We start from the raw sequence: 11,713 nt of genomic DNA, 5'->3' as shown, positions 1-11,713 counted from the left end.
TTTTCCTCCCCAACGAAAAGGGCGCCCGCATCGCTGCGGGCGCCCTCCTTGGTCCGGCAAGCCGGCTTCCGATGATCCGCCTGGGATCAGTAGGAATAATACATGTCGAATTCGACCGGGCTGGGCGCCATTTCCCAGCGATACACTTCCGGCCACTTCAGCTCGAGATAGCTTTCGATCTGATCCTCGGTGAACACGCCACCCTTCGTGAGGAAGGCATGATCGGCGGCCAGGCTATCCAGCGCCTCGCGGAGCGAACCGCAGACGGTGGGGATTTCCTTCAGCTCTTCCGGCGGCAGATCATAGAGATTCTTGTCCATCGCCTCACCGGGGTGGATCTTGTTCTCGATGCCGTCCAGGCCGGCCATCAGCAGCGCCGCATAGCAGAGATACGGATTGGCCATCGCATCCGGGAAGCGGAATTCGACGCGCTTCGCCTTGGCGCCCGAGCCGTACGGAATGCGGCACGAGGCCGAGCGGTTGCGGGCCGAATAGGCCAGCAGCACGGGAGCCTCATAGCCCGGCACCAGACGCTTGTAGCTGTTCGTGGTCGGGTTGGTGAAGGCGTTGAGCGCCTTGGCGTGCTTGATGACGCCGCCGATGAAGTACAGGCACATGTCGCTCAGGCCCGCATAGCCATTGCCGGCGAACAGCGGATTGCCCTTGTCCCAGATCGAGATGTGGGTGTGCATGCCCGAGCCGTTATCCTTGGCGATCGGCTTCGGCATGAAGGTCACCGTCTTGCCGTAGGCATTGGCGACGTTCCACACGACATACTTGTAGATCTGCATGCGATCGGCCGTCTGGACGAGCGTGCCGAAGGTGAGGCCCAGCTCGTGCTGCGCGGCCGCCACTTCGTGGTGATGCTTGTCGCAGGGAAGGCCCATTTCGAGCATCGTGGAGACCATCTCGGCGCGGATGTCGGTCGCGGGATCGACCGGGGCGACCGGGAAATAACCGCCCTTGGCGCGCGGACGGTGGCCCAGATTGCCGCCCTCATATTCCTTGCCGGTGTTGGTCGGCAGCTCGACATCGTCGATCTTGTAATAGGACGTGTCGTAGGTGTTATCGAACTGCACGTTATCGAACATGAAGAATTCGGCTTCCGGGCCGACATAGACCGTGTCGCCCACGCCAAGCGTGCCGACATAGGCCTCGGCGCGCTTCGCCGTGGAGCGCGGATCGCGCGCATAAAGCTCGCCGGTCGAAGGCTCGACGATGTCGCAGACCAGGATCAGCATCGGAGTGGCCGAGAAGGGATCGACCCACACGGCATCCAGATCCGGCTTCAGGATCATGTCGGATTCGTTGATGGCCTTCCAGCCCTCGATCGAGGAACCGTCGAACATGAAGCCGTCTTCCAGCTCACCCTCGCCGACGACGCCGGACACCATCGTGAGGTGCTGCCACTTGCCCTTCGGATCGGTGAAGCGAAGATCGACCCACTCGATCTCCTTGTCCTTGATCAGCTTGAGAACGTCGGACGCCTTGTTCGCCATGATTAGCCCTTCCCGCTAAAATTCCGGAAACCTGTCGCGGCTCGTTGGCCGCATTGCCTGTCGCGCGATCGATCAGATCGCGTCGGCATCCCTCTCCCCGGTCCTGATCCGCACGACCGTATCGATCGTGCTGACGAAGATCTTGCCGTCGCCGATGCGCCCCGTCTGGGCCGCATTCTGGATCGCCTCGACCACGCGCTCGGCTAGGCCGTCCTCGACGACGACCTCCAGCTTCACCTTGGGCAGGAAATCCACGACATATTCGGCGCCGCGATAAAGCTCGGTATGGCCTTTCTGGCGCCCGAAGCCCTTGGCCTCGATCACCGTGATGCCCGATACGCCCACGTCGTGGAGCGCTTCCTTCACCTCATCCAGCTTGAACGGCTTGATGATCGCTTCGACTTTCTTCACCTCGCCCCTCCCCGGACGCAAGACGCGCGTCCCGGACGCCAGGACAGCAAGCCAGCTTCAATAAGCGTGCCACTCGCAGGCTGGCAAGCGGAGCACCGGCTTATGCGATGGAAATCCAATCGACTGCCCGCAAAGCGAGCATATCCGGTCGCCATTGCTCGCTTTGACGGCAGTTTTGGAAGGCAAATCGAACGGACGGCCGCCTCAAGCGCAACCGCGCGACTCCGGGCGCGAGACTCGCCCTCAGCGGCTCAGACGGCGACGAGTCTTTCCAGCAGGGCCACCGCCTTATCCAGCCCCGGAAGCGCGGCCATGCGCGCTTGCAGGGCGCGGGCCGCGGCGCAATAGGCCGGGTCATCCAGCCCGCGCCGCGCCGCATCGCGGACGATGGCAGGCGTCAGCCGATCAGGCCGGATGATCGGCAGGCCCTTGGCGCTCAACCGCCATGCCGGCGCGGGCAGATCCACCGCCACGCCATTTTCATAACACATCTGCGCGATCACCGGCTGATCCGCCGTGAGCGGCAGCAGCAGCAGCGGAATGCCCCGGATCGAGGCCTCCATCACGCTGCTGTAGCCTGCATGGTTGATGCACAGATCGACATGCGGAAGCAGCGTCCGCAGCACATCCTGCGTGATGAAGCGCTCGATGCGGACATTTTCCGGCTGCGGGCCGAAACGCGCGGGATCGACCGTGCCCCCCATCGTGACGATCAGGTTGATCGGCTCGTCACGCAGGCCTTCCAGGATCCGGGCGAACACATCGGGATATTGGCCGCTGAAGACCGTGCCGAGGCTGACATAGACGGTTGGCCGACGCGGCATCCGCGCAAGCCATTCGGGCGGCGGCGGCGCATCGCCTTCGCCCAGCGCCTGGCCGATGAAATGCGTGGTCGCCCCGGCCTCGGCCTGACCGGGGCGCAGGCGCTGGTTGAGCGCGAGCAGCCGCTGGAGCAGCAGCGCCTTCGCACCGAGCCCGCGCTGGCCGAGCGACAGATCGGATTTCACCACGCGCCCCCAGACGGTGCGGGTGAGCGCTGGGCGCAGCAGCGCCTGCGTCAGCGTCCAGGAGGGCGGCACGAAGCAGAGATCGAGGAACCGGCCGAAGGCACCCAGCTTCGGATCGGGCGGCAAGCCGAATTCGCGACGCAGCGCCGCGATCGGCCTGCCGACGATACGATCGAGGATCCAGCGATCCCAGCGGATCGAGATGCTGCAACTCACATGCGGCACGCCCAGCAATTCGGCGGCGAGCGGGCCGCCGAATTCGAACGTGCCCGAAAGGATCGCGTCGGGCCGCCACGCCGGAATGATCTTCAGGAGATCCGGCACCATCCGGCGCGGCGAGCGATCGAGGAAGATCGTCTGCATCAGCCATTCGCCCTGATATTCGGCGGCGATGTCGCAAAGCTCCGGCTGGGTTCCCAGAAGGCGCGATTCATCCCAGTTCAGCCCGGCGGGGATCGCCTCCAGCCCCGCCCGCGTGACGGCCGGGGCGAAGGCCGGCGCCGTGACGATCGCGACATCATGCCCCGCCGCGATCAGCGCGCGGGCCAGCGGCACGATCGGGTGGAAATGCCCGAACCCCGGAATGCAGGTGAACAGGAAGCGCATCGGGCGGCAGGGATCACGCGAAGCGGCGCGGCCGTCAACCATCCACCCAATATGATCCGCGCGGGCGGGCGACGATCCGCGTGGGCGGAGGCGCGCCCGACTATGCCGCCTCTGTCAGCTCCGCGCCGATCGTTTCCTCGATCCAGCCGCCCCCCAGCACGCGATCGCCATCATACAGCACCGCCGCCTGCCCCGGGGCGACGCCATATTCGGGAAGGGAGAAGTGCACCGCCTCACCATCGAAGCGCGCCGGCGTCGGCTTGGCGAGCGAGCGGACCTTGGCGGTAAGCGGCCGCGCGGGATCCAGCGTGCCGCCGATCCAGTTGATTTCGGACAGGCGCGCCGAGGCCACCGCCAGCGCGCGGCGGGGGCCGACCACGAGCCGCTTCGCCTCCGGCTCGATGCGGACGACGTAGAGCGGATCGGCCTGGCCGCCAATCTCGATCCCCCGGCGCTGGCCGACCGTGTAACGGGTGATGCCGCGATGCCGGCCGATCACGCGGCCGGAAAGATCGACGATGTCACCCGGCGCCTCCGCCTCGGGCCGCAGGCGGGCGACGAGGCCCGCATAATCGCCATCGGGCACGAAGCAGATATCCTGGCTGTCCGGCTTGCCGGCGACGCCAAGACCGAGTTCGGCCGCGATCGCGCGCACCTCCCTCTTCTCCAGGCCACCGAGCGGGAAGCGCAGGAAATCCAGCTGGGCGGCCGTGGTGGCGAACAGGAAATAGCTCTGGTCGCGCGCCGGATCGATCGCGCGATGAAGCTCCGCCCCCTCCTGCCCCATCATCCGGCGAACATAATGACCAGTGGCGAGGCAATCCGCCCCGAGTTCGCGTGCGAGACCCAGCAGATCGGTGAACTTCACGCCCATGTTGCAGCGGACGCACGGTATGGGCGTGCGGCCGGCCATATAATCGTCCGCGAAACGATCGATCACGCTTTCGCGAAAGCTGCTTTCGCGATCGATCACATAATGGGCGATGCCGAGCCTGTCGGCCACAGCACGCGCATCCGCGATATCGCGCCCGGCGCAGCAGCTGCCGGCGCGGCCAACAGCAGCACCATGATCGTAGAGCTGAAGGGTCACGCCGATCGTCTCGGCGCCCGTACGCGCGGCAAGCGCCGCCACGACCGACGAATCGACGCCGCCGGACATGGCGACGACGATGCGCGGACGAGCGCCCTTGCCCTCGAGCTGGAAGTCGATCTGCATGATGCGCGCCTTCTAGAGCGTCATCGCGCGCGGGGGAAGCACGAGCGGGAGACGCATGCGGCATCCTCACGGCCGCCAGGATCGACCAATGGCGTAGCGATACCCGATTCCAAATCCCGATGGGGCTAAAATGTCGCGCCGCCGGGCCGTCAATGAGGCTGACGGAAGGCGGTTGAAATGAAGGTTACCATCGGGATGAAGGGCGCGAAATCGATCGCGCCCGATTATTCAATGCTCAAGGCCGCCCTCGTCGCCGCGCAGGCCGCCACCCCCACGGGACGGGTGAATCTCGAACGGGGAGAGGCGCCTGTGGATCCACATGCGGCGCTCCACGCGCTTTTTTCCAGCGAAACCGGCCTGCCATCGTCCGCGGCGGCGCTGGGACATCGCTTCAGCACCGATGCTCCGGATCCGGAGGACAAAAATGAGAAAAAATGACCGGGTTCTTAACCGTTGCGTTTCAAGCTTCGTTGAAATGACAGCCTTACAGCCCCTTTCCGGGAAACGTCACCTGATCGGCTTGCGGTCGATCGGCCAGGTACAGGGACCAAAATGATCGAGAATCAGAAAATCCGGCCGGCGCAGGTCGTCGGGCCGCTGGGGGAACCTTTGACCCTGGATTCGTTGCCGCCCCCCGGCACGACACGCTGGGTCGTACGTCGCAAGGCCGAGGTGGTGGCGGCCGTGAACGGCGGGCTGCTGACCTTCGAGGAGGTGTGCGAACGTTACGACCTGACGATGGAGGAATTCGCCAGCTGGAAGCGCGCGGTGGAGCGATCCGGCATGCCGGGCCTGCGCGTGACGCGCATCCAGCATTACAAATCCCTCTACGAGCGCCAGCAGCGCTTCTGATCGCGCGCCCGCGTCAGCGGGCCGACAAGAAAGGCACCGCCTCGCCGATGGGCGCGGGGCGGTGCCTTTCTTTATCCGGAGCGCGACATCCGGCTTGACAAGCCCGGAAACACGGAACCGTTTCGCCCCCGGTGCGTCTAGTCCATCAGCATCGCCCGTCCGGAAACAAGGGCGCGGCAGCGGATGGAGGATCATATGGGACTTATTCTTTGGCTGATCATCGGTGGCGTCGTCGGCTGGCTGGCCAGCCTGGTCATGCGCACGGACGCGCAGCAGGGCATCGTTCTTAACGTCGTCGTCGGCATCGTCGGCGCCTTCATCGGCGGACTGATCTTCACGGGCGGCACGATCAACAATGCAGGCCTCTCGCTCTACACCTTCCTGACCTCGCTCGTGGGCGCGATCGTCCTGCTGGCGATCGTCAATCTGGTTCGTCGCGGCACCGTCCGCTAACCGGAAAGCCTCTGAAGGCGCGCCGCCCGCGGCGCGGGAAAAGCCCGTCCCGACGCGAGTCGGGGCGGGTTTTTGTTTGTTTCGTACGTGAAATGACCTGTTGCAATCGAGCAACAATACTCCTGCCTTCCGCACCTGAACCTCAAATTAACAATTGCGCAGCCCCGGACGGCAGGATCATGAAAGTGTCATAGCGATGCAAAATCGCCGACATCTTCAGGGGCCGATTTCATGAAAAAAACCCGTTTTCTCGGAGCGAGCGCGCTCGCCGCGGGCGCCTTGGCGCTGCTGCCGTCGATCGCTGTTGCACAGACCACGCCGGAGGCGATCGAGGCGGCCAAGGCCGCCGGCGCCACCTCTCCCGTCACCGACACCGATGTTTCCAACGCCGCCATCGTCGTGACCGGATCGCGCATCCGCCAGCCGAACCTGGAATCGACCGTTCCCGTGACGGTGGTGGCCGGTGAGGAACTGTTCCAGAGCGGTAAACTCTCCGTGGGTGATATCCTGAACGAGCTGCCCCAGCTCCGGAACACCTACAGCCAGCAGAACAGCACGCGCTTCCTCGGCACGCGCGGCATCAGCCTGATCGACCTTTACGGCCTCGGCACGCAGCGCACGCTGGTGCTGCAGAATGGCCGCCGCCACGTCGCCGGCGATATCCTCGTCAACGGCGTTTCGCCCGACATCAACACGATCCCGATGGATCTGCTGGAGCGCGCCGAAATCGTCACCGGCGGCAATTCGGCCATCTATGGCTCGGATGCGATCGCGGGCGTCGTCAATTTCGTGCTGAAGCAGGATTATGACGGCATCCAGGTGCGCGGCCAGTCCGGCATCAGCGACAAGGGCGACGCGGGCAACCAGTATGTCTCCGGCCTGTTCGGCAAGAATTTCAACGAGGGCCGGGGCAACATCGCGGTCAACCTCGAATATTCGCACCAGTCCCGCTATTTCGCGAGCGGCCGCAAGGAACTGGCGCAGAATAACGGCCTCGTGGTGGTCGATACCGATCCCTCGGGCTCCGATGGCAATCCGGATCGCCTGTTCCTGCGCGACATCCGTTCCACGACCATCTCCACGGGCGGCATGATCGCGCTGCGCCAGCCGACCGGCGGCCGTTGCGGCTCCGGCAATCAGGGCATCGGCGGCGCCTTCACCTGCACCTATCTGTTCCAGCCGGATGGCTCGCTCGCCGCGCAGACCGGAACGCGCGTGGGCATCGGCCCGAACGGCAGCTTCCTGGGCGGCAATGGCTATTCGGGCCGCGAAGGACAGCTCATCACGCTTTCCCCGGATCTGAAACGCTATTCGGCCAATCTGCTCGCGCATTACGAGATCTCGCCGGCCTTCGCGCCGTTCGTCGAGGCCAAGTATAGCCGCACCGATGCCTTCGGCTCGCAGAGCGGCCCCTTCTTCTCGCAGGGCACCACGCTGGGCGATCCCGGCAATCGCGAGCGCGTTCGCCTCGACAATCCCTTCCTGTCGACCCAGGCGCGCGATCTGATTACCGCCCAGATCCTGGCGGCGGGCGTCGATCCGAACTCGACCGCCGCGACCGCGCCGGCGCTGACCACCGCGCAGCGCACGGCGATCGCCAACGGCTCGTTCAAATTCAACCTGCGCCGCAACTGGGTGGATCTCGGCATTCGCGACGAGAAGATCCGTCGCGAGACCTACCGTATCGTCGCCGGCGTGAAGGGCGATTTCAACGACGACTGGAACTATGAAGTCGGCGTCAATTACGGCGAGCACAAGGAACGCAACCTCATCCAGGGCAATATCAACGTCCAGCGCTACCTGCTGGCGATCGATACCGTCCGAAATCCGGCCACCGGCCAGATCGTCTGCCGTTCCCAGATCGATCCGGCGGCGCGCATCGCCTATGTCGACGGCTCGAATGCCGCCGGCGTGGACTCGATCCTGAACAACGACATCGCGGCCTGCGTTCCGCTCAATCCCTTCGGTGACGGCTCCGTCAGCAAGGCCGCGCGCGACTATCTGACGGTCGCTTCGCTCGCCACCGGCAAGATCACTCAGTTCGACGCCTATGGCTTCGTTTCGGGCGATTCCAGCCAGCTGTTCGAGCTTCCGGGTGGCCCGGTCGCCTTCTCGCTCGGCTTCGAATATCGCCGCGAGACGAACCGCTACGATCTGGATGATCTCACGCAGGCCGGTTACGCCTTCTACAATGCGATCCCGGCATTCACGGCGCCGGCCTTCGAGGTGAAGGAACTCTATGGCGAGTTGCGCGCACCGATCCTGAAGGACGTGCCCTTCTTCCAGGAACTTTCGCTCTCCGGCTCCGCCCGCGTTTCCGATTACAAGGGCTCGGCGGGCACCGTCTGGGCCTATGGCGGCGGCGTCGACTGGAAGCCGATCGAGGACATCAAGTTCCGCGGCGCCTATTCGCGCTCCGTCCGCGCACCGAACCTGTCCGAGCTTTATTCCACGCCCAGCCAGAATTTCGCGCCCGCACCGAACGATCCATGCTCGGCCCGCAACATCGGCACCGGCTCCTCCACCCGCGCGGCCAACTGCGCGGCGGCGGGCCGCCCGGCGAGCTACGACTATGTCTATGGCGCCTCGCTGGAGATCGTGAGCGGCGGCAATACGAATCTGGGGGTCGAAAAGTCGGATTCCTACACGGCCGGCGTCGTCGTCACCCCGAGCTTCCTGAAGGGCTTCTCGGCGACGGTGGATTATGCGCAGATCACGGTGAAGAACGTGATCGCCTCGGTCAGCGCGCAGAACATCCTGAACCTCTGCTACGACTCGCCGACGCTGGACAACCAGTTCTGCCCGCTCTTCCAGCGTGCCGGCGCCAGCGGAGGCCCGAACGGCGAAATCCCCTTCCAGGTTCTGGAAGGCTCGCTGCTCCAGTCTTCGCTGAACTTCGCGAAGTATCGCGTTCGGGTCATCAATTCGAACGTCAGCTACGTGAAGAAGTTCGATTTCGGCACGGTCAGCCTGAACGCCATCTGGACTCACTATCTCCAGAACGATCAGTTCACCGATCCGAGCACGCCGACCTTCAAGAATCGCCTGCTGAACGAACTGGGCGATCCTTCGGACCGCGTGAATGCGAGCCTGAACTTCAAGCGCGGCGCCTTCACCTTCGGCTATCAGGTGCGCTGGATCGACAAGATGTATCTGAATACGTGGGAGGATTATAACGCCCTCAACGGCCAGCCCGCGCAGAATGCCGACTATGCCGATTTCAAGAAGTATCCGGACGTCTTCTATCACGACATCCGCTTCTCGCTGGACGTGAACGAGAAGTTCCAGATCTATGTCGGCGTGGACAACATCACCGATCGCATGCCGCCGTTCGGCCTGACCGGCGTCGGCGCGGGATCGGGCATCTACGACGTGCGTGGCCGCTTCGGCTATGCGGGCGTCAACGTGAAGTTCTGATCCTTCGGGACCGGAACGAAAAGACGAGGGGTCGGGCCTTCCCGGCCCCTTTTCTTTTGCCTCTTTCGCGCGGATGAAAGCGGGGTGAGCCCAACTTCGCCCGTCGAGCGCGCCGAAGCGCTGCTGGCCGCGGACCGCCCCGACGAGGCGATCGCCGTGATGCGCGGGGCGGCCGAACGCGGCGATGTCGACGCGCTTTATCAGCTTGCCCTGTGGCATCTCATCGGCGCGCCCGTGCCGCGCGATCTGCCAGCGGCGCGCAGCTGGCTGCGCCGCGCGGTGGAGATCGGGCATGTCGATGCCGCGCTGATGGAGATCGCGCTCACCGCCAACGGATCGGGCGGCGCGGCCGACTGGCCCCGTGCGCTCGCTTTGCTGGAAGTGGCCGCCGCCGACGACCCCCTCGCGGCCGATCAGCTTCGTCTCGTTCGGGCCATGCGGATCGATACGCAGGGGCTGCCGCTCGATCCCCCGGTGGGCCGCCCCCTCTCATCCGCCCCGGACGTGCGGCTTTTCCCGGCCTTGTTCACCGCGGACGAATGCCTGCATGTCGCGCGGACGGCCGATCCGCTACTGGAGCCCGCGCGCGTGATCGATCCACGCACCGGGCGCGCCATCCCGCATCCCGTGCGCGCGGCGGACGATGGCGTGATCGGGCCGGCGCGCGAGGATCTCGCGGTGCGTGCACTCAACGCCCGGATCGCCGCCGCCAGCGGCACGCGCGTGGAACAGGGCGAGCCGCTCACCGTGCTGCGCTATGCGCCCGGCCAGCAATATCGCGCGCATCACGATGCGATCGCGCACAGCCCCAATCAGCGTGGCTGGACGATGCTTGTCTATCTGAACGAGGGATATGGCGGCGGCGAGACGATGTTCCTCGCCAACGGGCTGCGCGTGCGGGGCAGGCTGGGCGATGGCCTGCTGTTTCGCAACACCGATGCGGCCGGCACTCCCGATCCGCGCGCCACGCATGCGGGCATGCCGGTGACGGCCGGGCATAAATGGCTCTGCTCGCGCTGGATCAGGCTGGGGCCGCACGATCCCTGGACGGCGGGCTGAAGGCCATTTCGCGCGCCTGCCCGCGCGGGAGCGGGGCTTTGCGCATCGGAATCGCGATCAACGCGCTCCCGCCGTGGTGGCCGCGCCCGTCGGCATCGGCCCCGCCACGAGCAGCGGATCGATCCGCGCGCCCTGCCACGTAAGCCCCCAGTGGAGATGCGGGCCGGTGGCACGGCCGGTGGAGCCGACGAGGCCGATAATCTGGCCCTGCCGGACATGATCCCCCTGTTTCACGTCGATCCGCGACAGATGCATGATCGCGCTCATCAGGCCGAAGCCATGATCGATCATCACCAGATTGCCCTCCAGGCTGAAGGGTTTCGCCGTCGCCAGCGCGATCACGCCATCGGCCGGCGCCGCCACCGGCGTGCCGGTCGGCCGGGCGATGTCCATGCCGCCATGATAGGCGCCCTCGACCCCGCCTTTGTAGATGCGCTGGGATCCGAAGAGCGTGCTGATCCGGCCCGTCGTGGGGTAGATCATCTTCTGTCGCCAGCCGTCACTGTTGGCGTTCAGCGCGCGCGCGGCGGCGATCTGCGCCAGTTCGGCGGCGCGGATCTTCTGGTAGGCGGGGCTGGGCGACGTACCCATCGGCAACGTCGACAGGTTCGAAATATCCCAGGCGCGCTTGCCGATCGTGAGCGGCAGCCGCAGCAGGCGCCCGTCCTGGAGGCGCGCCTCCAGCATCGCATGATCGGGCGCGTCGCGATTGAAGCCGATGATGAAGCGGCCATCCGCCGCGATTCGGACAGGCTTGCCATCGAGCATCAGCAGCGCCGTGCCCGCCGGAGCGACTCCGCGCAGCAGCGTGCCCTGCGTCATGTCACCCTGTAGCCCGAACAGATCCGGGCCGACGATGCGCGGCGGCGGCGGGACGACGGGGCGGCCGGGCGGAGGCGGCGCCGTGCCCGGACCGGGGGCGACCGGCCGCCCCGCGCAACCCGCCAGCACAAGGAGGAGCGAGGCCAGCGCGGGCGCGCGCTTCAAGCCTTGCGCTCCGCCTGCGTCGAAAGCTCGCAGCTGGCATAGGGCTCCTGCCGGGCGACGCTCCAGTAGCGCAACTCGTCCAGCGGGACGCGCTCGCCGGATATCGCGCAGACGACATGATCGCCGGCCGCCATCACGCGAAACCCATTCGCCATATAGTGGAGCCGGGCGGGCCGCCCCTGCGCCATCAGCATGTTTCCGCGATC

11 protein-coding genes are annotated in these 11,713 nt (G+C 65.6%); 5 read left to right on the top strand and 6 right to left on the bottom strand.

Annotated features, from left to right (window positions below):
• Positions 1 to 86: 86 nt before the first annotated feature.
• The 4 genes from glnA to mnmA all read right to left on the bottom strand — a co-directional run bounded on the left by glnA (position 87) and on the right by mnmA (position 4,739).
• Positions 87 to 1,499, bottom strand: coding sequence for a type I glutamate--ammonia ligase (gene glnA, locus DI605_RS04235; RefSeq protein WP_293969530.1), 1,413 nt, complete (start codon positions 1,497 to 1,499; stop codon positions 87 to 89).
• A 72-nt stretch (positions 1,500 to 1,571) separates the two neighbouring features.
• Positions 1,572 to 1,910 carry a P-II family nitrogen regulator gene (locus tag DI605_RS04230; protein WP_293969527.1) on the bottom strand — a complete coding sequence of 113 codons (339 nt, stop codon included), beginning with the start codon at positions 1,908 to 1,910 and terminating at the stop codon, positions 1,572 to 1,574.
• Positions 1,911 to 2,161: 251 nt separating this feature from the next.
• Positions 2,162 to 3,565, bottom strand: a complete 1,404-nt coding sequence (locus tag DI605_RS04225; RefSeq protein ID WP_293969525.1) for a glycosyltransferase — start codon at positions 3,563 to 3,565, stop codon at positions 2,162 to 2,164.
• 58 nt (positions 3,566 to 3,623) lie between these two features.
• Positions 3,624 to 4,739 carry a tRNA 2-thiouridine(34) synthase MnmA gene (gene mnmA, locus DI605_RS04220; RefSeq protein WP_293969522.1) on the bottom strand — a complete coding sequence of 372 codons (1,116 nt, stop codon included), beginning with the start codon at positions 4,737 to 4,739 and terminating at the stop codon, positions 3,624 to 3,626.
• A gap of 177 nt (positions 4,740 to 4,916) precedes the next feature.
• Between mnmA and DI605_RS04215 the strand changes: the two genes are divergently transcribed.
• From DI605_RS04215 to DI605_RS04195, 5 genes are all read left to right on the top strand, one after another.
• Entirely contained in the window at positions 4,917 to 5,177 is a 261-nt protein-coding gene (locus DI605_RS04215) for a hypothetical protein (RefSeq protein WP_293969519.1), read from the top strand.
• A 114-nt stretch (positions 5,178 to 5,291) separates the two neighbouring features.
• Entirely contained in the window at positions 5,292 to 5,591 is a 300-nt protein-coding gene (locus tag DI605_RS04210) for a DUF1153 domain-containing protein (protein ID WP_293969516.1), read from the top strand.
• A gap of 195 nt (positions 5,592 to 5,786) precedes the next feature.
• The gene (locus tag DI605_RS04205) at positions 5,787 to 6,044 is read left to right on the top strand and encodes a GlsB/YeaQ/YmgE family stress response membrane protein (RefSeq protein WP_293969513.1); all 258 of its coding nucleotides are present in this window, start codon (positions 5,787 to 5,789) and stop codon (positions 6,042 to 6,044) included.
• 231 nt (positions 6,045 to 6,275) lie between these two features.
• The gene (locus DI605_RS04200; RefSeq protein ID WP_293969510.1) at positions 6,276 to 9,461 is read left to right on the top strand and encodes a TonB-dependent receptor; all 3,186 of its coding nucleotides are present in this window, start codon (positions 6,276 to 6,278) and stop codon (positions 9,459 to 9,461) included.
• Positions 9,462 to 9,545: 84 nt separating this feature from the next.
• Positions 9,546 to 10,520 (top strand): 2OG-Fe(II) oxygenase, encoded by a 975-nt coding sequence (locus DI605_RS04195; RefSeq protein ID WP_293969507.1) that lies wholly within the window; start codon positions 9,546 to 9,548, stop codon positions 10,518 to 10,520.
• A gap of 57 nt (positions 10,521 to 10,577) precedes the next feature.
• On the opposite strand, the gene DI605_RS04190 is transcribed toward DI605_RS04195, so the two are convergent.
• Together DI605_RS04190 and DI605_RS04185 are read right to left on the bottom strand one after the other, a co-directional pair.
• Positions 10,578 to 11,507 carry a M23 family metallopeptidase gene (locus tag DI605_RS04190; RefSeq protein WP_293969504.1) on the bottom strand — a complete coding sequence of 310 codons (930 nt, stop codon included), beginning with the start codon at positions 11,505 to 11,507 and terminating at the stop codon, positions 10,578 to 10,580.
• Entirely contained in the window at positions 11,504 to 11,701 is a 198-nt protein-coding gene (locus DI605_RS04185) for a DUF2093 domain-containing protein (RefSeq protein ID WP_293969502.1), read from the bottom strand. The genes DI605_RS04190 and DI605_RS04185 overlap by 4 nt, the downstream gene beginning before the upstream one ends.
• Between the last annotated feature and the right edge of the window lie 12 nt (positions 11,702 to 11,713).

It is taken from the genome of Sphingomonas sp., assembly GCF_003248515.1.
Taxonomy (GTDB): domain Bacteria; phylum Pseudomonadota; class Alphaproteobacteria; order Sphingomonadales; family Sphingomonadaceae; genus Sphingomonas_I.
Note: the sequence above shows the minus strand (reverse complement) of the source record. Positions and strands in the feature narration are given on the sequence as shown.